Genomic DNA, 25,153 nt, shown 5'->3' with positions numbered 1-25,153 from the left:
TTGTTCCTGTCGTCTGCCGAGCGTTACATGCCTGACCTGCTAGACCTGTACCGGCTGACACCGGGTACCTACCACGAGATGCTCGACGGCGAGGGAAACCTGCGTGCCCATTGGCGCCGCATGTTCACTCAGCTGCAGCGCAGCAGCGTGCTGCAATTGGCCCAGCGCCAAGCCTTGCTGACTCGGCAGATTCAGGAAAACGGCGTCACCTACAACGTCTATGCCGACCCCAAGGGCGCCGACCGCCCGTGGGAGCTCGACCTGCTGCCCAACCTGTTGCCCGCTGATGAATGGCAGCAGATCGCCGCCGGCATCGCTCAGCGCGCCAAGTTGCTCAACAGCGTATTGGCCGACCTGTATGGCCCGCAAAAGCTGATCGCCGGCGGATTGCTGCCGGCCGAGCTGATCTTCGGTCACAACAATTTTCTGTGGCCATGCCAGGGTGTGCAGCCCCCCGGCGGCACCTACCTGCATGTGTATGCGGTGGACCTGGCGCGTACCCCGGATGGCCGTTGGTGGGTGACCGCCGACCGTACCCAGGCACCCTCCGGCGCCGGTTATGCCCTGGAAAACCGGCAGATCGTGTCGCGTGCGTTCCCGGAGCTGTACCGCGATTTGCAGATCCAGCACCTCAACGCTTTCTTCCGCACGTTGCAGGAAACCCTGGCGCACCAGGCGCCCACCGACGGCGAAGTGCCGCTGGTGGTGCTGCTGACGCCGGGGCGTTTCAACGAAAGTTATTTCGAGCACCTGTACCTGGCGCGCCAGCTCGGCTACCCGCTGGTGGAAGGTGGCGACCTGACCGTACGCGACGCCACCGTGTACCTGAAAACCCTCAGTGGCCTGCGCCGCGTGCACGCGATCATGCGTCGCCTGGACGATGACTTCTGCGACCCGTTGGAGCTGCGCACCGACTCGGCGTTGGGCGTGCCGGGTCTGCTGGAATCGGTGCGTCAGGGCCGGGTGCTGGTGGCCAATGCCTTGGGTAGCGGCGTGCTGGAATCGCCGGGTTTGCTCGGCTTTTTGCCGACCATCAATGAGCACCTGTTTGGCGAAGAACTGCTGCTGCCATCGATTGCCACCTGGTGGTGCGGCGAGGAGCCGGTGCTGGCCCAGGCCCTGGAAAAACTGCCGGAGCTGCTGATCAAACCGGCGTTCCCCTCGCAGAGTTTTACCCCGGTGTTTGGTCGCGACCTTAGCGAAGAACAGCGCGAGGCGTTGGCCAAACGTATTCGCAAACGCCCCTACGCTTACGTTGCTCAGGAGTTGGCGCAACTGTCGCAGGCGCCGATCTGGCAGCCGGAAAACGGTCAGCTGCAACCGCGCGCCATCGGCATGCGGGTGTATGCGGTGGCCGATGGCGAGGGCGGTTATCGCATCTTGCCGGGCGGCCTGACGCGGGTAGCGACCGAAGCCGATGCCGAAGTGGTATCGATGCAACGTGGCGGTGCCAGCAAGGATACCTGGGTGCTTGGCGAGCCGGCGCCCGGTGGCGAAACCAAACCGAATCCGAAAAACCTTGGCGGCCTCGGCCTGGTGCGCCGCGACCCGTATCTGCCGTCGCGGATCGTGGAAAACCTGTTCTGGTTCGGCCGCTATTGCGAGCGCTGCGACGACAGTGCGCGGCTGCTGCGGATCATGCTCGCGCGCTACGTCGAGGGCGATGATCCGCTGGCGCTGCAAGCGGCGGTAGAACTGGCAGAAAGCCTCAAGCTGTTGCCGGAAGCGGGTGATCTGCATGATCGCTTGCTGGTCGCCCTGATGGGGCCGGATTGGCCAGCCAGCCTGCGCGCCAATCTGCTGCGGTTGCAGTGGGCGGCCTCGCAAGTGCGCGGCAAACTTTCACGGGAAAACTGGCAGGCGCTGGTGCAGTTGCAACACGACGCGCAGATTCTCGACACGGAAGAGCCCGACTTCGGCGAGTTGTTGGATTTCCTCAACCGCCTGGTGATGTCACTGGCGGCGCTGTCCGGTTTTGCCCTGGACGACATGACCCGAGACGAAGGCTGGCGTTTTCTGATGGTCGGCCGGCAGATCGAGCGCCTGCAGTTTCTCGCCAGCAGCCTGGCGGAGTTTCTCCATGGCGTGGCGGTGTTCGACCAGGTCGGTCTGGAGTGGCTGCTGGAGCTGGGCAACAGCAGCATCACCTACCGCTCGCGTTACATGGCCGTGCCGCAGCTGATTCCGGTGCTCGACCTGTTGCTATTGGATGAACAGAACCCCCATGCAGTGCTGTTCCAGCTGCGCCTGGCGGTACGCTCGCTGAGCCGTTTGAACGAAGATTTTGCTGCGCCGCGCGAAGTAGGGCTGTCGATTCTCGCCGAACGTTTGGCCGCGTTTGACCTCGGCAGTCTGGAAAACCAGCTGTTCGGCGTCACCAGTTTGCGCGCGGTGCTGGATGGCCTGGTGGTGCTGCTCAAGCAGGTCTCCGAAGCCGCCGGGCACGCCTCCGATTGCCTGGCCCTGCGCCATTTCGCCCATGTCGACGATGTCAGCAAACAAACGGTGTCGGTGTAATGAGCGCGCGTTACCAGATTCTCCACGACACCCATTACCGCTACGACAGCCCGGTGTCGCTGGCCCAGCAGTTGGCGCATCTGTGGCCGCGGCCGAGCCCCTGGCAGATTTGCCTGGAGCAGGAACTGCAGATCAACCCCGAGCCCACCAGCCGCCGCGATGAGCAGGATGTGTTCGGCAACCCGATCACCCGCCTGGCCTTCGAACGGCCCCATGACGAGTTGCAGGTAAATGCGCGTTTGGTGGTGGAGTTGCGTGAACAGCCGGTGCTGGATTTCCACCAGTCACCAGCCTGGGACCACACCCGCAGCGTGCTCACCTACAACGGCAAGCCCAAGCCCGACCCGGTGCTGGACGCCTGCCGCTTCTGTTTCGAGTCGCCTTATGTGCGGTTGAAAAAAGCTTTTTCCGACTATTCCGACAGCTGTTTTCCGCCCAGCCGCCCCCTGTTGCTTGGTGTGCAGGCGTTGATGGAAAAGATCTTCCGAGAATTCACCTTCGACGCCGAAGCCACCCAGGTGGCTACGCCGCTGGTGGAAGTGCTGGAGCGTCGCCGCGGCGTCTGCCAGGACTTCGCCCACCTGATGCTCGCTTGCCTGCGCTCCCGAGGCCTGGCCGCGCGTTACGTCAGCGGTTACCTGCTGACCCAGCCACCGCCCGGCCAGCCGCGGTTGATCGGCGCCGATGCCTCGCATGCGTGGGTGTCGGTGTACTGCCCGAAACTGGGCTGGGTGGACTTCGACCCCACCAACAACCTGCGCCCGGCGCTGGAACACATCAGCCTGGCCAGAGGGCGAGACTTCTCCGACGTGTCGCCGCTGCGTGGAGTGATTCTGGGCGGCGGCAGCCATGACCCGGATGTGCAGGTCACTGTTATTCCTCTTTAAACCACCGCAGTCTGCTTTTGTGGGAGGGGCTTGAGCCGCGATGCTTTTGATTTTTTAAAAGCTCGCGGCTGAAGCCCCTCCCACATGGATTGCATTTCACTCGGCACTTTTCCGAAAACCACGTAGGGCTTGGTTTTTATTTTATGTGGAACTATAGTGCCAACTCTGTAGGAAACAAAAACTCATAAAAAAACCGAGCGGAGCCCGCCATGCGTATCGCCACCTTGTCCGTGTTAGCTGTGTCCGTGTTGCTTGCCGCGTGTGGCGAGCCGGAAAAACCGGCGGTCACCCACGTCGACTTCCAGAAAGAATTGCAAGCCAAGCTGATCAAGGCCAAGGCCGGTGATGTGATCGAGATTCCCGCCGGCACCTACCAGCTCGACCGCAGCCTGAGCCTCAAAGCCAGCGGCGTGACCATCAAGGGCGCCGGCATGGACAAGACCGTGCTCAGCTTCAAAGGCCAGAAGAGTGGCGCCGAAGGCCTGCTGGTGGATGCCTCGGACTTCACCATCGAAGACCTGGCGTTCGAAGACACCAAGGGCGACTCGCTGAAGGTGGTGGGCGGCAAGAACATCATCATCCGCCGCGTGCGCACTGAATGGACCAACGGCCCGGCCACCGAAAACGGTGCCTACGGCATCTATCCAGTGCAGACCGAAAACGTCCTGATCGATGGCGCGCTGGCCATTGGCGCGTCGGATGCCGGCATCTATGTCGGCCAGTCGCGCAACGTGGTGGTACGCAACAGCCGCGCGGAGAAAAACGTCGCCGGAATCGAGATCGAAAACACCATCGGCGCCGACGTCTACGACAACGTTGCCACCGGCAACACCGGCGGCATTCTCGTCTTCAATATGCCCAACCTGCAGCAGGCCGGGCGCGGCACCCGTGTTTATCACAACAAGGTGCAAGGCAATAACCTCGGCAACTTCGGCCACAAGGGCACACCGGTGGCCAGCGTGCCGGCAGGCTCGGGCGTAGTGATCAACTCCAACGACCAGGTGGAGATTTTCGACAACGATATCGGCGAGCACAAAACCGCCAACCTCATCGTCAGCAGCTACTTCAGCACCGGCTACACCAACCTCTCCACCGCCGAAGGTTTCGACCCCTACCCGGAGAGCATCTACATCTACGGCAACCGCTTTGGGCCGGGCGGCGACAGCCCTGACAACCTCGAACTCAAGGCCCTGCGCATCAGCCAGTACGGCCTGACCGGGCGCCTGCCGGACATCCTCTGGGACGGCTACGTCAACGTCGACAAGCTCAAAGACGGCAAGCTGCCGGCTGACCTGGCGATCTGCGTGGATAACGGTGAGGCCGGCATGATCAACGTCGATGCGCCCAACGGCTACAAGAACATCAGCACCGACATGAGCAGCCACAAGTGCAGCCTGCCGAAACTGCCAGCCATCGAACTGGCCTCGGCCAAAGCGGGGCAGGGTGCATGAGGGAATGGTTAGTGTTGGCGGGCACGCTGCTGTTGGCGGCGTGCTCCAAGCAGTCGGCACCGCTGTACTTGCCCGAGGGCGAGAACTACCCGCAAACCCTCAGTGAGTGGGGCATGTTGAAACTCGGCGACGGGCATTTGCAGCCCGTGGCCGAGGTCACCCCCTATGACCTCAATACGCCGTTGTTCACCGACTACGCGCACAAGATGCGCACCGTGTGGATGCCGTCAGGCGAGGCGGCGAACTACGGCGAGGAGCACTTCGACTTCCCTGTCGGCACGGTGCTGAGCAAAACCTTCTACTACCCCAAGGATGAGAAAGGCCAGTTGCGCCTGAACAGCCAGGACGACCGCGATGCCCACACCGGCCTGGAACTGGACCGCGTGCACCTGGTTGAAACGCGCATTCTGCTCAAGCAGAAAAGCGGCTGGGTGGCGCTGCCCTATGTCTGGGACGAAAAGCAGCAGGAGGCTCATCTGGAGCTGGCGGGTGACAGCCAGAGCCTGAGCCTGCTTGATGGCCAGGGCAAAACCCTGGCGGTGGATTACGAAGTACCCGACGCCAACCAGTGCGCCGGTTGCCACGAAGAAAGTCACGGCCAGGGCATCAACCCGCTGGGCCCCAAAGCGCGGCACCTGAACAAGGACCTGGTGTACGCCGATGGCAACGCCAACCAGCTGCAACACTGGCAGCAGAAAGGCCTGCTCAAGGGCTTGCCGGCAGAACTGGCGGGAGTGCCGCAGAACGCCTTATGGAGCCACCCACGGGCGGGCGAAAGCCTGGAGAAACAGGCACGCAGCTACCTGGATGCCAACTGCGCGCACTGCCATAACCCCAAGGGGCCGGCGCGCACGTCCGGGCTGATGCTCAACCTGGCGACCGCCACCGGTATTCATAGCGGGCTGTGCAAACAGCCGGTGGCGGCGGGCAAAGGTTCGGGGGATCGGTTGGTGGATATCCATCCGGGCAAGCCGGATGAATCGGTGCTGATCTACCGGGTCGAAAGCACCGACCCAAGCGTGATGATGCCGGAGCTGGGGCGCTCGGTGGTTCACCACGAAGGAGTGGAAGTGCTGACTCGCTGGATTGCCAGCCTGGACGGCGGCTGCTAGATCGCTATCGAGGCGTAGGTTGGGTTGAGCGCAGCGAAGCCCAACAGGAGGACCGATAAACACCGGCCTGTTGGGCTTCGCCTTTGGCTCAGCCCAACCTACGATCAGCTTCAGCTGCGCGTTTCTTCGCCTTCAGCCGAATCAGTAACCTCGTCCTCATCATCCTCAGGCGCCACGCCATGCTCTTGCTCATGGGCCAGCTTGCGTAGACGTTTTTCTTCTTTCTTCTGTTCCTTGGCTAAATCGCGCTGCTGTTTGGCGAAGGCGTAGTTGGGTTTGGCCATGGTGATCCTCTGCTGGGTATCGGTGCGCACTGCCATGATTAAAGCGCACCCGCTGTTTTTGCGCTGGTATTTCGGGCGCAACCAGGCAAATGGCGGGGGCCGTGCTAGCGTGTTTGGGGCACTCCTCACAGGCAAGGTGAATCACCATGGAAGACACCAACATCGTCAATGTCAGTACGGAGAAGTTCAACGCCCTGGCCACCCTGGCCCAGCAGTACGGCGCCGCTTTCGCGATCAAGATCCTCACCGCCATCGCCTTCTGGGTGATCGGCCGCTGGCTGATCGGCTTTGCCGTCGGCCTGGTGCAAAAGTCCCTCGGCCGGCAGAAGGTCGACCCCACTGTGCTGCGCTACGTGGGCTCGTTTATCACCGTGACCCTGAACATCATTCTGGTGATCGGCATCCTCGGTTATTTCGGTGTGCAGACCACCACCTTCGCCGCCCTGCTGGCCGCTGTCGGCCTGGCCATCGGCATGGCCTGGTCGGGCTTGCTGGCCAACCTCGCCGCCGGTGGTTTCATCATCGTGCTAAGGCCGTTCAAGGTCGGTGATTTCATCTGCGCCGGCGGCGTCACCGGCACGGTGATGGAGATCGGTCTGTTCGTCACCGCCATCAACACCCCGGACAATGTGCTGACCCTGGTGGGCAACAACAAGATCTTCTCCGACAACATCCAGAACTTCTCCCACAACCTGTTTCGCCGTGTCGAGCTCAAGGCGCAGATCTCCGGTGCTGCCGATTACCAGGCAGCCATCGCCCTGCTGAAACAGCGCATCAGCGAAATTCCCAACGTGCTCAAGGAGCCAGCGGTGGATGTGGAGATTCTGGAATTCAACCTGCTCGGGCCGGTGCTGGCGGTGCGGCCGTATTGCCACAACGACGCCTATTGGCAGGTGTATTTCGACACCAACAAGATGATCAAAGACGCCCTCGGCGAGGGCGGCTTCCCGGCGCCGATGCCGGCGCAGACGGTGATCATGCAGCAGCCGGCGTAACGCCTCCGGCCTCTGCAGAGGGTTTATTGCGGTTCGCGGTCCACCCACTTCGGTGCGACCGCCGGCTTCCACTGCGCCATTGCAGCGATCAACTCGGTAGGTGACTCGTTGATCTGCAGCATCGCCCGGTGCGGTGCACGGACGAAACGCTCTTCCACCAGGTGGTCGAGGAAGTCGTTGAGCTTGGCGTAGAAACCGTTCACTTCCAGTAGCCCCAGCGGTTTGCTGTGGTAGCCGAGCTGGCCCCAGGTCCAGACTTCGAACAGCTCCTCGAGGGTGCCGAGGCCGCCGGGCAGGGCAATAAAGCCGTCACTCAGTTCGGCCATCCGCGCCTTGCGAGCGTGCATGCCATCGACCACTTCCAGGCGAGTCAGACCGTTATGGCCGATTTCCGCGCTTTTCAGCGATTGCGGGATGATGCCGATCACTTCGCCACCGGCTTCCAGCGCTGCGTCGGCGACGATGCCCATCAAGCCCACCGCGCCGCCGCCGTAGATCAACTGGATACCTTGCTGCGCCAACGTACGGCCAAGGTTGATGGCTGCCTCACGGTAAACCGGGTTGGCGCCAGGGCTGGCACCGCAGAAAACGCATAGCGAACGCAACGACATAAGCAACTCCACAGGCAGAAACTGCCCCTAGGGTAGCGGCTGCCGGGGTGCTCACCAAGGGTTAAACGCCGAGGCGTTCATCACTGCAGGTGCCGCTGGCACCACAGGCGTAGGCGGCCAGCAGGCTGCGCAGCAGGTCATTAAAGATCATGGTCCGGTCCTCGTTGAATGAGTGGCCAGGCTACCCAGCGCGCGCGGTCGCGGCTGTTTGATTGTGTCGATAGGGGCAATAGCACTTTGGTAGTGCGGCTTTTTGCCTCGCGTTTGCTTGAGCCCGCTTGTGCTATCAATCGTCTGTGTAAACGCACGTTCATCTTTTTGTTGTCGCACTGCGCTTCGATGCGGCAGCTAAACCGGGCCATTGGCCCATCCTGCCAAGGAGTTCACCATGCTTCGCAAGCTTGTAGTCGCTTCCGTTCTTACCCTGGCCAGTGTTCAGGTCTTCGCCGCCGATTGCTCCGTGAACGTCGATTCCACCGACCAGATGAGCTTCGACACCAAAGAAATCAAAATCAGCAAAAGCTGCAAAACCTTCACCGTTAACCTGACTCACAGCGGCTCGTTGCCCAAGAACGTCATGGGCCATAACGTGGTGATTTCCAAGACCGCCGACATGGCCGGCGTTACCGGTGACGGCATGGGCGCTGGCATCGACGCCAACTACCTGAAAGCCGGCGACGACCGCGTGATCGCCCACACCAAGATCATTGGTGCTGGCGAGAAGGATTCGGTGAGCTTCGATGTGAGCAAGCTGAAAGCGGGCGAAGATTACTCGTTCTTCTGCTCGTTCCCGGGTCACTCTTCGATGATGAAAGGCGCGGTGACGCTGGTCGACTAAGTTGACGTAAATCTCGTAGGAGCGGCTTCAGCCGCGATTGCCTTGTGCAGGGATCGCGGCTGAAGCCGCTCCTACGAAGCTTTTGAAACCAGATACTTATCTGGAGTCGGTCATCTTGAAGATGCCTTGGGCATTGCTGCTGTCGAAATGCAGGTCCAACTCTCCGGTCTCTTCATCCACTTCCCGCTGAATAAACTCCACAAACGACCCCGGCACGCTGCGTTGCACGGTCTGCCCCTGGGCGTCGATAAAGTCGCGCTGCACTTGCACGGCTTTGTAGGCGGTTTGCATCACCCGGCGTGAACTGGAGATTTCGATGCTGTCTTTCATTGGCCGCAGCAGGGTGCTCTGGTGGTCGACCACGGCTTGCAGGTCGGCCACGCGGTCGGTGAGGTGGTTGAAGCGGTTACCTTCGGTGGCGATCCAAGCCATTTCCGCGCTTTCGCTGAGTAGGGCCTGGTAGTCACTTTCCTGGGCGGACGTGTGTTGGCAGTCGAAGGCCTGGTAAAGCGCCGGCATCAGCTCCAGCGCGGCGGCCAGGCTGCAATGGCGGGTTTGCCGCAGCGTGCGCAAGGTGGCCAGGTGCGCGGCGCTCAACGGATCACGGCTGGTGGCGCAAACGCGGGTGACCGCTTGCTGAAAGCCTTCGCTGAAACGCCCCGGGTGTAGCTCGGAAACGAAGAACTGGGCGATGTCCGCTGGCAGGTCCATTTGCCGGTAGGCATAGCCGGTCATTTTCAGTTTGGTCAGTGGGTAGGTGCGCACATCGGTAAAGCCCAGCGGCTCCAGCAGACGAGTGAAGGCGTGGCGACCGCGAGGCAGTTCGCCGTTTTCCGGCCAGTCGACGGTGCGGATGGCGCCGTGGTCGAACACCACCTGGCGGCCGTCCAGCAACTGTTCTTCTACATACAGGCGGCCGTTTGGCACCGCTTCCACCAGCTTGTGAAACAGGCACAGGTTAAGCGCTTCGGCCAGCCAGGCGCGGTGCAGTTGTTGTTCGCTGTTGGCAAACTGGCTCAGCCCCTGGGGGATCGCGACATGGGCAAACACCCACTCGGCGGCGGATTCACCGATGGCGGCGGTAACGAGCTGGAACAACTGCGGATCGCGGGACATGACGAAAACTCTGGACTGAGTGCGAGCCGCTATCAAACCTTCCGGCGGCGCGCGGAACAAGCGAAAAAAACTGCCAGGTTCATTCCATAAATTCCTGTACCGCCGCTATTCCAGCTGGTCGTGAATCCAGCGCACGAAGTCGCGCACCTTCGGCACCTCGGCGGCATGTTCAGCGTAGGCCAGGTAATAGGCGCTATTGCTGGTCAGGCTGTGTTGCCAAGGGATCACCAGCTTGCCTTCGGCCAGCTCTTCTTCCACCAGAAAACGCGGCAGCAGCGCCACCCCGCAACCCACCTGGGCGGCGCGGATACACATATAAAAACTGTCGAAACGCGGCCCGTGATAGCTGTGCTCGGTGTGCCGCTCCTGGCTGTAGAACCACTCATGCCAGGCCTCCGGGCGGGTGGCGTTTTGCAGCAGGACCAGGTCGGTGAGCTGGGTGGGGTCGGTGAAGGGCTCGGCCGGAAGTACGCTCGGCGCGCAGACCGGCACCATCTCCTCGCCGAACAGGCGCACGCACTCGGCGCCGGGGCGGGCGCTCTGGCCGAAGTAGAACGACACGTCGCTGCGGCCCTGGGCCAACTCGTCGGGCTCCACTTCGTTGAACACATCCAGGTGGATATTCGGGTGGCGCAAGCGCCAGCCCTTCAGCCGCGGCACCAGCCAGCGCGCGCCGAAGGTGGGCAAGGTAGCCACGCGCAGCACTTCGGTTTCACCGCCATAGGAGCGCAGGTAGTGGGTGGACATCTCCACCTGGGTCAGAATTTTGCGCACCTCGGCCAGGTACAACGAGCCGGCCGGAGTCAGTTGCAGGCTGCGCCGCACGCGGCGAAACAGCAGGTGTTGGACCACCTCTTCGAGCTGCGCCACCTGCTTGCTCACCGCGCTCTGGGTCAGCGCCAGCTCTTCGGATGCGCGGGTAAAACTCAGGTGGCGGGCCACTGCTTCGAAGCATTGCAGGGCGGTGAGCGAGGGCATATGGCGCTTGAGCATGGCAGTCCGGACGCGGGGTGAGGGTTTGGCATTACTAAACGGAATGATGTGTGGAGTAAAGGTCGTTTGTTGGGGGCGCGCCAGCCAGCTATTACTGCTGCCATCGAATTCACCCGCTATCGAAAAAGGTGCCATGACATGGTTGCTGCATTGCTGAACAAACTGGGCGTTGCCCCATCGCGTTATCAACAGGGCGCGCACGCCGTGTTTTCCCCTATCGACGGCGGTCAGATTGGCTCGGTGCAGTTGCAAGACGCAGCTTCCGTGCAGGCGCAGATCGGCCAGGCCGAAACCGCGTTCCAGGCCTGGCGCCAAGTGCCGGCGCCACGCCGCGGCGAGCTGATCCGCCTGTTCGGTGAAGCCCTGCGCGCCAACAAGGCCGAGCTCGGTGAGCTGGTGTCCTGGGAAGCCGGCAAGATCACCCAGGAAGGTCTGGGCGAAGTGCAGGAAATGATCGACATCTGCGACTTCGCCGTCGGCCTGTCGCGCCAGCTCTACGGTCTGACCATCGCTTCCGAGCGCCCAGGCCACCACATGCGGGAAACCTGGCACCCGCTGGGCGTGGTCGGCGTGATCAGCGCCTTCAACTTCCCGGTCGCGGTATGGGCGTGGAACACCACCCTGGCGCTGGTCTGCGGCAACTCGGTGGTGTGGAAGCCGTCGGAGAAAACTCCGCTCACGGCACTCGCCTGCCAGGCGCTGTTCGAGGGCGTGGCCAAGCAATTCAGCGATGCGCCGGCCAACTTGAGCCAGGTGATTATCGGCGCCCGCGAAGCTGGCGAAGCGCTGGTGCAGGACAGCCGCGTAGCTCTGGTGAGCGCCACCGGCAGCACGCGCATGGGCCGTGAAGTGGCGCCGGTGGTGGCCGCCCGTTTCGCTCGCTCGATTCTGGAACTCGGCGGTAACAACGCGATGATCCTCGCGCCAAGCGCCGACCTCGATCTGGCCGTGCGCGGCATTCTGTTCAGCGCCATCGGCACCGCCGGCCAACGCTGCACCACCCTGCGCCGCTTGATCGCCCATGAGTCGGTGAAAGACGAAATCGTCAGTCGGCTGAAAACCGCTTACGCCAAAGTGCGCATCGGCCACCCGCTGGAAGGCAACCTGGTCGGTCCGCTGATCGATAAACAGGGTTTTGATGGCATGCAGGCGGCGTTGCGTCAGGCCGAACAGGAAGGCGGCAGCGTCTTTGGTGGCACGCGTCAGCTGCAAGACCAATTCCCCAACGCCTATTACGTCGCCCCGGCCATCGTCGAGATGCCGGAGCAGAGTGCCGTGGTTCGCCACGAAACCTTTGCGCCTATCCTTTATGTGCTCAGCTACAGCGAGTTCGCCGACGCGCTCAAGCTCAACAACGACGTACCTCAGGGCCTGTCGTCGTGCATCTTCACCACCGATGTGCGCGAGGCGGAAATGTTCATGTCGGCAGTTGGCAGCGACTGCGGCATTGCCAACGTCAACATCGGCCCGAGCGGCGCGGAGATCGGCGGCGCGTTTGGCGGCGAGAAGGAAACGGGCGGTGGGCGTGAGTCGGGTTCGGATGCGTGGCGTGCGTATATGCGTCGGCAAACCAACACGGTCAACTACTCGCGCGAGTTGCCGCTCGCCCAAGGCATCACCTTCGACTGAAACCTACTGCGCTCGGGCAGGCGACGTTAAACACAGCTTCAAAAATGCTCATTGGCTACAGCCAACTCCGCTTTTTTCATCTGTGTTTGCCTTGCCTTGCCTGACCTGCGCTCGCTACGGTTTCAAAGAAGCATGCGGCGTTGTTGGTTGGGTTTCCTTTCGTTGGAGTCTGGTTATGCCGTTGAAGCAGTCGTGTTTGTGGGAAGAGTTGACGCCAGAACGCCCCAAGGCGGGCGCGTTAACGGGCGATCTGAAGGTTGATGTCTGCGTCATCGGCGCCGGCTTCACCGGGTTATCCACCGCGCTGCACCTGCTTGAGCAGGGCAAGCGCGTGGCGATTGTCGAGGCCCATGAAACCGGCCACGGTGGCTCCGGGCGCAATGTCGGGCTGGTGAATGCCGGCATGTGGATTGCCCCGGATGATGTTGAAGCAGGGCTCGGTCAGGAAGTCGGTAGCAAGTTGGTGGCGGAGATGGGTAACGCACCGTCGTTGGTGTTTTCCCTCATCGACCGCTACGAAATCGACTGCCAGGCCAAGCGCCACGGCACCTTGCACATGGCGCACAACGGCAGCGGTACCGCCGACTTGCAAAGCCGCTGCGCCCAATGGGTGCGCCGCGGCGCGCCGGTGGAGATGATCACCGGCGCGGCTTGCCATGCGGCTACCGGCACCAAACGCATCGACGCCGCCTTGCTCGATCGCCGCGCCGGCACCCTCAATCCCATGGCCTATGTCAGTGGCTTGGCCAAGGCGGTGGTGGGGCTCGGCGGTTTGCTCTATCACCATTCACCGGTCAGCCGGCTGGAGCGCCAGGGTGCCGATTGGTTGGTGGCGACGCCCCAGGGGGTGGTCACGGCCGAGAAAGTGGTGCTCGCATCCAATGCCTACACCGAAGGCGAATGGACTGAGCTGCGGCGCAATTTTTTCCCCGGCAGTTATTACCAGGTCGCCTCGGTGCCCTTGAGTGGAGCGGCGGCCGAGGCGATTTTGCCGGGCGGTGAGGGCTCCTGGGATACCCGTCAGGTGCTCAGCAGCATCCGTCGTGATGCCGATGGCCGTCTGTTGCTCGGCAGCCTGGGCAGCGCGGCGAACAAGCCCTTGTGGGCGGTGCGTGCCTGGGCCGACCGCATTCAGCAGTTCTACTTTCCGCAATTGGGCAAAGTGGAATGGCAAAGCACCTGGACCGGCACCATCGCTTTCACCCCCGACCACCTGATGCGTCTGTTCGAGCCGGCGCCGGGGCTGGTGGCTGTTACCGGTTACAACGGCCGCGGCGTCACCACTGGCACTGCGGTGGGGCGCGCGTTTGCCAACTACCTGCTCAGCGGGTCACGCGATGTATTGCCAATGCCCTTCCAGCCCATGGACGGCATCAGCGCGCCAGGGCTGCGCAGCGGATTGTATGAGTTGGGGTTTTCGCTTTATCACGCGGGGCAGTGTTTGCGGGTGGTTATCTAGCGCCGGACGTTCTAGCTCTATGTGGGTTTTGGTTTCTCCCAGCACCCGACCAGTACAGCTATGGGCTCTTTTCCTTCTTAAATGCGACCCCCTTCGCGCATTCCTGTAACCCTGCACTAGCCTGTATTGGTGCGTGTGCGCGCACTTTGCGCACCAGCGGTGTGCACTTCGGTGACAAGTACAGTTACGACGAGTTGCCCCGATTGGGGTGCTCGGTTGCTCTTGCCTGATCGTTAGGTTGCTCTTTAATTTTCTGTCGGGTTGCACCTTGTGAATTTGCTGGGTTGCACCCTGTTGAAGTAGGGCCTTTCGATGCCGTCGGTAAAACCATTCTGGTTTTTTTCGTCAGATCAAAAATGTGTGGCACGCCGCTTGCTCAACCATCTGCGCCTTCACATAACCCCTCAGGAGCAAAACTCCATGCCTCACAAGAAAACTTTTAAGAAAGGTATTCTGGCGTTCGCGGTTGCCAGTGCTATGAGCCTGACTTCCGTAGCCTTTGCCGATGTCGTTATCGGCGTAGCCGGTCCAATGACCGGTGGTAATGCTGCCTTTGGTGAGCAGCTGTGGAAGGGCGCCGAGCAGGCCGCGGCCGATATCAACGCCGCTGGCGGTATCAACGGTGAGCAAATCAAACTGGTTAAAGGCGACGACGCCTGCGAGCCGAAACAGGCCGTAGCCGTAGCCAACCGTCTGGTGGACTCGGACAAAGCAGTCGCCGTTATCGGCCACTTCTGTTCCTCGTCGACCATCCCTGCTTCCGAGGTTTACGACGAAGCAGGCATCATCTCCATCACTCCAGCCTCCACCAACCCGACTGTTACCGAGCGCGGCCTGTCTGGCGAGTTCCGTATCTGCGGTCGTGACGACCAGCAAGGCGTGGTGGCCGGCGACTACATCGTCGACAAGTTGAAACTGACCAAAGTCGCGATCATTCACGACAAAGACACCTACGGCCAAGGCCTGGCAGACGCCACCAAAGCCCAACTGACCAAGCGCGGCGTGAAAGAAGTGCTGTACGAAGGTCTGACCCGTGGCGAGAAAGACTTCAACGCCCTGGTCACCAAAATCCGTTCCTCGGGTGCTGAAGTGGTCTACTTCGGTGGCCTGCACGCTGAAGCCGGTCCGCTGGTCCGTCAGCTGCGCGAACAAGGTTCGACCGCGCTGTTCATCTCCGGTGACGGCATCGTGACCGACGAACTGGTGACCACCGCCGGTGGCGCGCAATACACCAAAGGCGTGCTGATGACCTTCGGCGCCGACCCGCGCAACATCGCTGACGGCAAACCAGTCATCGAGAAATTCCGCGCCAGCGGTTACGAGCCTGAAGGCTACACCCTGTACTCCTACGCAGCCGTGCAATCCGTTGCCGCCGCTTTCACTGGCATCAAAGGCACCGACGGCGCCAAGGCCAGCGCCTGGCTGAAGTCCAACCCGGTGAAAACCGTTATGGGCACCAAAGAGTGGGACAAGAAAGGCGACCTGAAAGTCTCCGACTACGTGATGTACGAGTGGGATGACAAAGGCAAATACCACCAGCAGTAAGAACTAGCTCGGCTAACCGCCCAAACGCTACCCGCGTTTGGGCGGTTAGTGCTTCTGGGCACTGCTGGTGTGTTTTGCAGGTGCGGTCGTAGTGGCTTCATCTGTGCAGCAGTACCCGTCTATCACTAGAGGCGGCAGGCCGAACCCCAAGGCACTGACCCCAACAGACGAGACTGCGTCAATGGACGGTATTTTCCTGCAACAACTGATCAACGGGTTGACCCTGGGATCGGTCTACGGGCTGATTGCCATCGGTTACACCATGGTTTACGGCATTATCGGCATGATCAACTTCGCCCACGGCGATGTGTATATGGTCTCTGCCTACCTGACGGCCATCGGCCTCGCGGTACTGACCTTCTTCGGTCTCGAATCCTTTCCGTTCCTGATCCTCGGCACGCTGATCTTCACCATTGTGGTGACGGGCGTGTACGGCTGGACCATCGAACGTATCGCCTACAAGCCACTGCGTAACTCCACGCGGCTGGCTCCGCTGATTTCCGCCATCGGCATGTCGCTGATCCTGCAGAACTATGTGCAGGTTTCCCAAGGCGCGCGTCAGCAAGGCGTACCCACCCTATTGGAAGGGGTGATCAAGTTTCACGTCGGCACCGGCTACGTGCAGCTGACCTACACCAAGCTGTTCATCATCATCGTCTCGCTGGTGGGCATGGGTGTACTCACCTACATCATCCAGAACACCAAGCTCGGCCGCATGTGCCGCGCCACTCAGCAAGACCGCAAGATGGCGTCGATTCTCGGCATCAACACCGACCGGGTGATCTCCTACGTGTTTGTCATCGGTGCCTGCATGGCGGCCCTGGCCGGCATGCTGATCACCATGAACTACGGCACCTTCGACTTCTACGCCGGCTTCATCATCGGCATCAAAGCCTTCACCGCAGCGGTACTCGGCGGTATCGGTTCGCTGCCCGGGGCGATGCTCGGTGGTTTGATTCTCGGCGTGGCCGAGGCGCAGTTTGCTGGCTTGGTGAACTCGGACTTCAAGGACGTGTTCTCGTTTTCGCTGCTGGTAATGATCCTGATTTTTCGACCGCAAGGGCTCATGGGTAAACCCCATGTGGCGAAGGTGTAAGCCATGTCGGCAAGCAACTCTATTGATATCAAGCGCTGCCTGATCGACACCGTTCTCGCTGGCCTCATTTCCCTGATCGTGTTCGGCCCCATCGTCGGCATCGTGCTGCAGGGCTATAGCTTCGACCTGCACCCGCAACGCCTGGCCATTCTGGTCGGCATCGTGATGGTTGGGCGTTTCTGCCTCAGCCTGTTCCTGCAAACCGCCCAAGGGCAGAAACTCGCCCACTCCATGCAAAGCAAAGACAGCGGCGTGCACGTGTTGCCGGCCGGCCACAAGTCGGCGCTGCGCTTTGTGATTCCGGTGTTGATTCTGCTGGCGATCTGCTTCCCGTTCTTCGCCAACAAATACCTGTTGTCGGTGGTCATTCTCGGTCTGATCTACGTGTTACTGGGCCTGGGCCTGAACATCGTGGTCGGGTTGGCCGGGCTGCTCGACCTGGGTTTCGTCGGCTTTTACGCCATCGGCGCTTATGGCCTCGGGCTGGGTTACGAATACCTGGGCCTGGGCTTCTGGGCGATGATTCCCTTGTCGATGCTGCTGGCGGCGTTTGCGGGGGCGTTACTGGGCTTCCCGGTTCTGAGGATGCACGGCGACTACTTGGCCATCGTGACCTTGGGTTTCGGTGAAATCATTCGCCTGGTCCTCAACAACTGGGTATCGCTGACCAATGGCCCGAACGGCATTCCAATTCCCGGCCCCACCTTATTCGGCTTGGAGTTCGGCAAGCGTGCCAAAGAGGGCGGTGTGCCTGTCCACGAATGGCTGGGCGTGAGCTACAACCCCAACGCTGAACTGATCTTCACCTTCGTGGTGTTGTTCATCGTGGTGATGGCCGTGCTCTACGTGAAACACCGCCTCACCCACATGCCGGTCGGGCGTGCCTGGGAAGCGCTGCGCGAAGATGAAATTGCCTGCCGCGCCATGGGTCTCAACCACGTGCTGGTGAAACTCTCGGCGTTTATGATCGGGGCTTCCACCGCAGGCCTGGCCGGGGTGTTCTTCGCCACCAAACAGGGTTTTATCGACCCGTCTTCGTTCACCTTCTTCGAGTCAGCGCTGATCCTCGCGATCATCGTGCTCGGCGGCCTCGGTTCGACCGTGGGCGTGGTGATTGCCGCCTTCGTACTCACTGTGGCGCCAGAGCTGCTGCGCAGCTTCGCCGAGTACCGGGTATTGATGTTCGGCATCCTCATGGTGCTGATGATGATCTGGCGGCCGCGCGGCCTGGTGCGTATCAGCCGTAACGGTTACGCGATTCGTAAAGGAGTGAAGCCGTGAGCAACGACGTCATTCTCTCGGTCGAGCATCTGATGATGCAGTTCGGTGGCATCAAGGCCCTGAACGATGTGAGCTTCAATATTCAGCGCGGTTCGATTTCGGCGCTGATCGGTCCCAACGGTGCCGGCAAGACCACGGTGTTCAACTGCCTCACTGGCTTCTACAAAGCCACCGATGGCGACATCACCCTGGACGCCCAGGCCAAGCTCACCAGCGTCGGCAAGATCATGGGCGAACCGTTCGAAGTCACCGACTTCGTCTCGCCGCCCAAGTTCTTCAACCGGCTGTTCTACAAAATGTTCGGCGGTACCCACCTGGTCAACCGCGCCGGCCTGGCGCGGACCTTCCAGAACATTCGCCTGTTCAAGGAAATGTCCGTGGTGGAAAACCTGCTGGTGGCCCAACACATGTGGGTCAACCGCAGCATGATCGCCGGTGTGCTCAACACCCCCGGCTACCGCCGTGCCGAAGAGAAGGCTTTGGATACCGCCTTCTACTGGCTGGAAGTGGTCGACCTGGTGGACTGCGCCAACCGCCTGGCCGGTGAGCTCTCCTACGGCCAGCAGCGCCGTCTGGAGATTGCCCGCGCCATGTGCACGCGCCCGGAAATCGTCTGCCTCGACGAACCGGCTGCCGGCCTCAACCCGGCGGAAACCGAAGCCCTCAGCGGCATCATTCGGCGCCTGCGCGAAGAACACCAAATCACCGTTCTACTGATCGAACACGACATGGGCATGGTTATGAGCATTTCCGATCACATCATCGTGCTCGATCACGGCGCGCTGATTGCCGAAGGCAACCCGGAAGAAATCCGCAACAACCCGAAAGTGATCGCTGCCTACCTGGGCGCAGACGAAGAGGAAGTGGCATGAGCAAGCCGATCCTCGAATTCAAAGACGTAGACGTGTTCTACGGGCCGATCCAGGCGCTGAAAAAGGTCAACCTGCACATCAACGAAGGTGAAACGGTGAGCCTGATCGGCGCCAACGGCGCGGGTAAATCCACGCTGCTGATGTCGATCTTCGGCCAGCCGCGTGCCGGTGGCGGCAGCATCGTTTACAACGGCATCGACATCACCAACAAGAGCTCGCACTTCGTCGCCTCCAACGGTATCGCCCAGTCGCCGGAAGGCCGCCGGGTGTTCCCCGACATGAGCGTGGAAGAGAACCTGTTGATGGGCACCATCCCGATCGGCGCCAAGCACGCGGACGAAGACATGCAGCGCATGTTCGAGCTGTTCCCGCGTTTGCTCGAGCGGCGTAATCAGCGGGCCATGACCATGTCCGGCGGCGAGCAGCAAATGCTCGCCATCGCCCGTGCGTTGATGAGTCGGCCTAAGTTGCTGCTGCTGGATGAGCCGAGTCTGGGCCTGGCGCCGATTGTGGTTAAACACATCTTCGCCACCCTCAAGGAACTGGCGAAGACGGGCATGACCATCTTCCTGGTGGAGCAGAACGCCAACCACGCGCTGCGCTTGTCGGACCGTGGTTATGTGATGGTCAACGGCGAAATCCGCATGACCGGCACTGGCCAGGAACTGTTGGGTAACGAGGAAGTGCGTAACGCCTATCTGGGCGGGCACTGATCACGCGCCCTTTCGGGGGCGCGTCTGTTGAATTTCGATACTGTCCCGCTGCAGCGTCGCGTTCATCGCGGCTAACGCCGCTCCTACACGTTTGTGCGATCCGTAGGAGCGGCTTCAGCCGCGAGCTCTTAGCGCCCATGCGAGGGCAGCAGGAGCACACCGAATGCACCACCTGCGCTTTTTCACCAACGCCGACGTCGTTCGCGCTTTGGATTACGCCCCCCTGATCGAAGCCCTGCGCACCGGCCTGGCCGTTGCCTGTGAGTCGCCCGTGCGCGGCTGCCACGACCTGCCTGACGACGCCAGCCTGCTGCACATGCCGGTGTGGCAGGAGGGGCAGGGCATCGGGGTCAAACTTGTCACCGTGTTCCCCCATAACAGTGCACGCCAGCTGCCCTCTGTGGCGGCGGTGTTCACCCTGTTCGACGACGCCACCGGCCAGCCGTTGGCCATGCTTGAAGCGTCGGAGATGACCGCGCGGCGTACCGCCTGCACCTCGGCGCTAGCTGCCGACTATCTGGTGCGCCACGACGCCGAGCGGCTGCTGATTGTCGGCAGCGGCACCCTGGCTGCGCACATGGTCCGCGCCCATTGCTGTGTGCGGCCGTACCGCACTATCGAGATCTGGGGCCGCAGCCCGGCCAAACTCGCGCCACTGGTGGCGCAGTTACAGGCCGAAGGCTATCCGGTGAGTGCCAGCGGCGATCTGCAAGGCAGCGTCGCCCAGGCCGACAGCATCACCTGCATTACCACCTCCCGTGAGCCGCTGGTACTGGGCGCCTGGTTGCAACCCGGCACGCATCTGGATTTGGTCGGCGCCTTCCTGCCCAGCATGCGTGAAACCGACTCCGCTGCCGTTGGGCGCGCGCGCATCGTGGTCGATACCCGTGAAGGTGCGCTGCACGAGGCGGGCGACTTGCTGTTCGCCATCGCCGATGGGGTTATCAACAGCCAGGCCATCGCCACCGAACTCAAGGATTTGCTCAATGGGCGCGGCCAACGCGCCGATGAGCAGGAAATCACCCTGTTCAAATCGGTGGGTTTCGCCCTCGAAGACCTGATCGCCGCACGCGCCTTGCTGGCGCAAAGCCCGGCCAGTTGAACTGTCCCCAAAAGCTGTGGGGCAATCTGTGGATAAGGTGGGCACAGGTAGGAAGGAGCCGCCATTCATGGGCCCTGCGCCATTCTGTAGGTTTTTTGTACAGGGGCCGTTTTAGCGTTGATTTCCACGTTAAAACAACGGCTTGGAGCGGTGTGGCGGCTTGCGTTGTGGCACGCGCGGGAAAACCCACAAGTTGCCCCCAACAACTGTGGGTAGTGTTGTGGATAAGCGTGGGAGCAATTGCTCGGTCCCTGTAACCACGCGGCATTCAGCGTATTGCGCAGTAAACGACCAATCCCCTGAAAGCCTCTCCGGCGGCATAACCCCGGCCGCTGCACAAGGGTTTTCCACTGCGCGCTGGGTTTTCCCCAGGAAACAATTTTCCCTGTGGATTTATGCAGAAAAACCTTGTGTAACAGCCGCCGATTTGCCTGCTGCGCCAGGCTGTGGAAAAACTGTCCCCAAAACCTGTGGATAGTTCTGTGGGCAAAATGGGGAAAGGTCTGTTCGAGCCCGTAATTTCGCGGCCTGGGGAAATCTGTAGGTTTTTTAACCAATCATTTTTTTGCCCACAAAACAGCGATTTACCTGGCTTTCAGCGCATATGTGCAGTAGCCCGTGATGAAAAATGCGCAGCTGTGGATATATCCAGTGGTTTTCTCCTGCCTGTGCATATCAGTGCAAAACAGGCTGCAAAAGCAAGGCTTTTCGGGCGCCTATCCACAGTTTTTGACTGCAGCGGCGCACAACTGTCCCCAAAAGCTGTGGGGCGTTCTGTGGATAAGGTGGGCAAAGGTCGCAAGGAGCCCCCATTCACGGGGCCTGGCGCAAATAGGGTGTTTTTTAACCACGCCGGCTTTGTCGCGTTAAAACAGTGAGTTATTCACTTTAAACGGGGCTTCCCAGGTAGTTTTGCGCACTTAACCCCAAAGTCTGTGGGCAGAGTTGTGGATAACGGTGGGAGTACTGCGTTTGAGCCCCGCAGCACTAGGTCTAGAGAGAATTGTATAGGAATTGATCAGCTGGGAGTAAATGTGCCTGGCGGCACTTATGCACAGCCTGCGTCAACCCATATTCAAGGTTTTTCAGTGGGTTAGCGGCAGTTTTCCTGACCGATTGGCAAGTTATCCAAAAGGCCTTGTGGATCAATCTGTGGATAAGGTGGGAGTAAGCTGGGGATGGTTGCCGTGAACTTTCTGACAGGGTAGGGCGGCGCAAGAGCAGAGTCGTAGTTTTGCAAGATTCTGGGTCCCAGCCTGCGCTGGGACGACCGAGGTTTTTGCACCTTCCGCCGTCCCGGCGCAGGCGGGGATCCAGGTTCGGAGATCGCAAGGTCCAGACTTGGGTGAGAGGTGGTCTGCACACTTGCCCCCAAACTCTGTGGGCAGAGTTGTGGATAACGCTGGGAGTACTAGCCAGGAGCCGCGCGTGGCGCGGCCTGGTGCAATTCGTACAGCAATTGATCAATTAGCTGGAAACGCCCGGCAGGGCACTTATGCACAGCCGGCGTCAATCGATATTCCAGCGTTTTCAGCGGCTTAGCGCGTAAACGTGCGGGCCGATTGATAAGTTATCCCACAGGCTTGTGGACGGAGCTGTGGGTAAGGTCGGCATAACCTGTTGATGACTACCCTTGATCCTATCCTGGCGGGGCCTGAGGAAAACTGTACGTTTTCTGCCCAAAGCCGCGCCGGCTGTGGCAATCAGGGCTGATTGGCGCCTAAAACCGTGGAGCGACCGAGCAATTGCAGGGCGCGGTCTGGGTAATCGGTGAATAACGCCTGGGCACCGATGTCCAGCAAGTGGCGCATAGCCGGCTGTTCGTTGATTGTCCACAGCTGCACGTTCAGGCCGCGGGCCTGGGCATCGCGGATCAGGCTGGCATCCACCACCAATGGGCCTTGCTCCGGCGGCAGCGCCAGCACTTGGTAGGACGGCGACAGCAGCTGCTCCAGGCCCAGCCAGTGCAACACCACCAGAATCTTCACCGAGGTCGGCCCGGCAGCGGTGGCCACATCGGGGCACTGATCATGGAAGGCGCGCAGGCTCGATTCATAAAAGCTGCTGACCACCACCCGTTGCTGCTGGTCGGCTTCGGTGAGCAGCTGGCACAGCTGCTCGGCGGCAGCCGGTTCGGCGTCTTTGATCTCCACTGATTTGGCGCTGCGCGGGTACTGCGCCAGCACCTCGGCAAAGGTGGGAATGCGGATGCCCTGGTTGCGGTAGGGATAACTCTCACCACCATCGGCAGTCCAGCGGTAACCGGCGTCAAGCGCTTGCAGCGCGGCCACGTCCTGCTCGGCGACCTGGCCGGCGCCGTTGGTAGTGCTGGCGACATCGGCGTCATGGGTAACCACCAACTGGCCATCGCGGGTCAGGCGCACGTCCATGTCCAACATATCCACATCCAGCGCGGTGGCGCGCTCGAAGGCGAACAGGGTGTTCTCCGGCCACAGCCCCATGCCGCCGCGATGGGCAATCACCAACGGTTCACTGCCCAAGCTGGTCAAGGCAATAGGGGGAATGGCCGGCTTGCTGGTCAGCAGCAAGACACCCAGGGCAATGGCCAGCAGTAACACCGGCGCCAGCAGAAAACGAGCGACACGCAACATGGCAAGCATCCAGGCCTGAAAAGAGGAGTGCGCTGACTATGCCAAAGCTGTGCCAGTGAAAAGAGGGGGCGCCTCGCAGAAAACGTCGCGGCGGGTTAAACGCTACCCAACCCCTGCCAATGCTTGGAGCCGATAAAGATAAAGCGCAGTTGCTGCGTCATCTTTGCCTGCGGGGTCAGGTGCTCGGGCAGCTCCAGCGCCAGCGGGTCGATCAGTTCGGGCAGGGTGGCGAATACGGTTTTCACCACCAGGTCGGCGATCACCGCCTGGGCGGCGATGTCCAGGTGCGGCAGTTTGGGCATGTGCCCGAGATCGCTCACCAGGTCGGCGGTAATGCCTTCGCGCAGGGCACCAATGGCTTGGCGCACGACCTTGGAGCCACCGTATTGCTCGCGGGCGAGGAACAGGAACTGTGAGCGGTTGGCGGCGACGTTGGTGAGGAAGATACGCACCGAGGCATCGATCACCCCGCCCATCTGCATTTCGTTGTGGCGCACCTGGCGAATGGCTTCGCGGAAGGTTTCGCCGACTTCGGTCACCAGGGCCAGGCCCAGTTCATCCATGTCGCTGAAGTGGCGGTAGAAACCAGTGGGCACGATGCCGGCGTGGCGGGTGACTTCGCGCAGGCTCAGGCTGCCAAACCCACGGCCGCTTTCCATCAGGTAACGCGCGGCATCAAGGAGCGCCTGGCGCGTCTGCTGCTTCTGTTCGGCACGAGGTGACATGCGTGGCGCGGTTCCCTGCGATGGTGTGCCGCGCACTCTAGCAAATGCCTTTGGCGGGCGTCGAACCTGTCGCGGGGTTGGCGGCTGATTGGCCGATGTGCTGGTCGATGATTTGGCGCCAGTGAACAAGTGTTGACTGAAAAGGGCTGTGTCTGGCACTTTGGTGAACAGTTGTTCACTGAATGGCGCTTGTCGCCTGCTCGCCAAGGAGCTCCCCTCCATGCCCCTTATTCCCTTTGCGCTGGTTCGCCACAGCGCCCGCTGGCTCGCGCCGCTGCGTTTCCTGGTCGCTCGCGGCTGGCTGCGCGAGGCCAGTGTCGACGCTGTCTTGGCCATCGTGCACCCGGCCTGGCGGTTGAACCGCGTGTTCGCCCGCCTGCGCGCCCGACGTTGGGTGGCGGACGATATGCTCGCCCTCACCCTGCAACCCAATGGCAACTGGCGCGGCGCTGAACCTGGGCAACACATCCAGGCCTATGTCGAACTCGCCGGTATCCGTCTGAGCCGCAGCTACAGCCTGACCGCGCTGCATGCCGACGGCAGTATCGAGATCGCGATCAAACGGCATCCCGGCGGACGCCTGTCCAACCGCCTGCTGGATTACCTGGCCGTCGGCGACGTAGTGGAAGTCGGCGAGCCCTTTGGCGAGTTGCACTGGCCGCATGACGCCGAGTCGGTACTGCTGCTGGCCGCCGGCAGTGGCCTGACACCTTTGTTGGGGTTGCTCCGGCAGGCCCTGCAAAAAGGCTTTGGCGCGCCGGTGGAGCTGCTGCATTACGTGCGCGACGCTGGCCAGCAGGCCTTCGCGCAAGAGTTGCAGGCGCTGCAGCAGCAATACCGCAACCTGCGGGTGCGTCCGATGTTCAGCAGCCAGTTGGGGCGCTTCTCCGTCGAGCACGTGCAGGGCAGCAGTGCGACCGAGGTGATCACCTGCGGGCCGTTCGGCTTTGTCAGCAGCGTGCGCGACTGGTGGGGCAGCACCGGCGCCGACAGGCCGCTGCAAGCCGAGTCGTTCAGCCCGCCAACCGTGAATAGCGAAAGCGGCCACAGCCCCTTGCTGATGCGTTTTGCCCGCGCCCAACAGGACGTGCTCGGCGACAGCGCCAGCCCGCTGTTGCAGCAAGCCGAAGCCGCCGGTTTGCGCCCCGCCCATGGTTGCCGCCAGGGTATCTGCGCCAGTTGCACCTGCCTGCTGCTCAGCGGCGTGGTGCGTGACCTGCGCAGCGGCGCGTTGCTCAGCGAGCCCGGCCAGGCCATTCGCCTGTGCGTGAGCGTGCCGCAGGGCGATGTGGTTGTGGATATCTGAGGAGAACCT

At 61.3% G+C, this 25,153-nt stretch carries 21 protein-coding genes; 15 read left to right on the top strand and 6 right to left on the bottom strand.

The genetic code is table 11. The features are described from left to right. The first annotated feature begins 27 nt into the window (after positions 1-27). The 4 genes from C8K61_RS19080 to C8K61_RS19065 all read left to right on the top strand — a co-directional run bounded on the left by C8K61_RS19080 (position 28) and on the right by C8K61_RS19065 (position 5,967). Entirely contained in the window at positions 28-2,517 is a 2,490-nt protein-coding gene (locus tag C8K61_RS19080) for a circularly permuted type 2 ATP-grasp protein (protein ID WP_108097873.1), read from the top strand. Further along, positions 2,517-3,404 (top strand): transglutaminase family protein, encoded by an 888-nt coding sequence (locus tag C8K61_RS19075; RefSeq protein WP_108097872.1) that lies wholly within the window; start codon positions 2,517-2,519, stop codon positions 3,402-3,404. Before C8K61_RS19080 ends, C8K61_RS19075 begins: the two co-directional genes overlap by 1 nt. 209 nt (positions 3,405-3,613) lie before the next feature. Further along, complete coding sequence (locus C8K61_RS19070; protein ID WP_108097871.1) at positions 3,614-4,855, top strand: parallel beta-helix domain-containing protein; 1,242 nt, start codon at positions 3,614-3,616, stop codon at positions 4,853-4,855. Then, positions 4,852-5,967, top strand: a complete 1,116-nt coding sequence (locus tag C8K61_RS19065) for an SO2930 family diheme c-type cytochrome (protein WP_108097870.1) — start codon at positions 4,852-4,854, stop codon at positions 5,965-5,967. The genes C8K61_RS19070 and C8K61_RS19065 overlap by 4 nt, the downstream gene beginning before the upstream one ends. A gap of 110 nt (positions 5,968-6,077) precedes the next feature. Here C8K61_RS19065 and C8K61_RS26855 read toward each other — a convergent pair whose 3' ends face one another. Then, the gene (locus C8K61_RS26855) at positions 6,078-6,251 is read right to left on the bottom strand and encodes a hypothetical protein (RefSeq protein WP_178086476.1); all 174 of its coding nucleotides are present in this window, start codon (positions 6,249-6,251) and stop codon (positions 6,078-6,080) included. Positions 6,252-6,397: 146 nt separating this feature from the next. Here C8K61_RS26855 and C8K61_RS19055 point away from each other — a divergent pair, with 146 nt between their 5' ends. Further along, positions 6,398-7,246, top strand: coding sequence for a mechanosensitive ion channel family protein (locus C8K61_RS19055; RefSeq protein ID WP_108097868.1), 849 nt, complete (start codon positions 6,398-6,400; stop codon positions 7,244-7,246). Between the two features lie 23 nt (positions 7,247-7,269). Here C8K61_RS19055 and C8K61_RS19050 read toward each other — a convergent pair whose 3' ends face one another. Continuing rightward, the gene (locus C8K61_RS19050) at positions 7,270-7,857 is read right to left on the bottom strand and encodes a TIGR00730 family Rossman fold protein (protein WP_108097867.1); all 588 of its coding nucleotides are present in this window, start codon (positions 7,855-7,857) and stop codon (positions 7,270-7,272) included. Positions 7,858-8,245: 388 nt separating this feature from the next. Between C8K61_RS19050 and azu the strand changes: the two genes are divergently transcribed. After that, a complete protein-coding gene (azu, locus tag C8K61_RS19045) occupies positions 8,246-8,695 on the top strand; it encodes an azurin (RefSeq protein ID WP_108097866.1) in 450 nt (149 codons plus the stop codon). A gap of 96 nt (positions 8,696-8,791) precedes the next feature. On the opposite strand, the gene C8K61_RS19040 is transcribed toward azu, so the two are convergent. Next, positions 8,792-9,811, bottom strand: a complete 1,020-nt coding sequence (locus tag C8K61_RS19040; protein ID WP_108097865.1) for a 2-oxoadipate dioxygenase/decarboxylase family protein — start codon at positions 9,809-9,811, stop codon at positions 8,792-8,794. Between the two features lie 105 nt (positions 9,812-9,916). Next, complete coding sequence (locus tag C8K61_RS19035; protein ID WP_108097864.1) at positions 9,917-10,804, bottom strand: LysR substrate-binding domain-containing protein; 888 nt, start codon at positions 10,802-10,804, stop codon at positions 9,917-9,919. A 138-nt stretch (positions 10,805-10,942) separates the two neighbouring features. Here C8K61_RS19035 and C8K61_RS19030 point away from each other — a divergent pair, with 138 nt between their 5' ends. From C8K61_RS19030 to C8K61_RS18995, 8 genes are all read left to right on the top strand, one after another. Continuing rightward, complete coding sequence (locus C8K61_RS19030; RefSeq protein WP_108097863.1) at positions 10,943-12,433, top strand: aldehyde dehydrogenase family protein; 1,491 nt, start codon at positions 10,943-10,945, stop codon at positions 12,431-12,433. Positions 12,434-12,608: 175 nt separating this feature from the next. After that, positions 12,609-13,892, top strand: a complete 1,284-nt coding sequence (locus tag C8K61_RS19025; RefSeq protein WP_108097862.1) for an FAD-binding oxidoreductase — start codon at positions 12,609-12,611, stop codon at positions 13,890-13,892. A 420-nt stretch (positions 13,893-14,312) separates the two neighbouring features. After that, entirely contained in the window at positions 14,313-15,437 is a 1,125-nt protein-coding gene (locus C8K61_RS19020) for a branched-chain amino acid ABC transporter substrate-binding protein (protein ID WP_108097861.1), read from the top strand. A gap of 181 nt (positions 15,438-15,618) precedes the next feature. Next, entirely contained in the window at positions 15,619-16,533 is a 915-nt protein-coding gene (locus C8K61_RS19015; RefSeq protein WP_108097860.1) for a branched-chain amino acid ABC transporter permease LivH, read from the top strand. 3 nt (positions 16,534-16,536) lie between these two features. Further along, positions 16,537-17,814, top strand: a complete 1,278-nt coding sequence (livM, locus tag C8K61_RS19010; protein ID WP_108097859.1) for a high-affinity branched-chain amino acid ABC transporter permease LivM — start codon at positions 16,537-16,539, stop codon at positions 17,812-17,814. Between the two features lie 32 nt (positions 17,815-17,846). After that, complete coding sequence (locus tag C8K61_RS19005; protein WP_178086479.1) at positions 17,847-18,686, top strand: ATP-binding cassette domain-containing protein; 840 nt, start codon at positions 17,847-17,849, stop codon at positions 18,684-18,686. Continuing rightward, entirely contained in the window at positions 18,683-19,399 is a 717-nt protein-coding gene (locus C8K61_RS19000; protein ID WP_108097857.1) for an ABC transporter ATP-binding protein, read from the top strand. Before C8K61_RS19005 ends, C8K61_RS19000 begins: the two co-directional genes overlap by 4 nt. A gap of 163 nt (positions 19,400-19,562) precedes the next feature. Then, the gene (locus tag C8K61_RS18995) at positions 19,563-20,501 is read left to right on the top strand and encodes an ornithine cyclodeaminase family protein (protein ID WP_108097856.1); all 939 of its coding nucleotides are present in this window, start codon (positions 19,563-19,565) and stop codon (positions 20,499-20,501) included. Between the two features lie 1,703 nt (positions 20,502-22,204). Here C8K61_RS18995 and C8K61_RS18990 read toward each other — a convergent pair. Further along, positions 22,205-23,113, bottom strand: a complete 909-nt coding sequence (locus C8K61_RS18990; RefSeq protein WP_108097855.1) for a glycerophosphodiester phosphodiesterase — start codon at positions 23,111-23,113, stop codon at positions 22,205-22,207. 95 nt (positions 23,114-23,208) lie between these two features. Further along, positions 23,209-23,838, bottom strand: a complete 630-nt coding sequence (locus tag C8K61_RS18985) for a TetR family transcriptional regulator (protein ID WP_108097854.1) — start codon at positions 23,836-23,838, stop codon at positions 23,209-23,211. A 220-nt stretch (positions 23,839-24,058) separates the two neighbouring features. Here C8K61_RS18985 and C8K61_RS18980 point away from each other — a divergent pair, with 220 nt between their 5' ends. Further along, entirely contained in the window at positions 24,059-25,144 is a 1,086-nt protein-coding gene (locus tag C8K61_RS18980; protein ID WP_108097853.1) for a flavin reductase family protein, read from the top strand. Positions 25,145-25,153: the final 9 nt, after the last annotated feature.

The sequence above is a fragment of the Pseudomonas sp. GV071 genome (assembly GCF_003050835.1).
GTDB lineage: Bacteria > Pseudomonadota > Gammaproteobacteria > Pseudomonadales > Pseudomonadaceae > Aquipseudomonas.
This window is presented reverse-complemented; position numbering and strand designations above follow the sequence as displayed.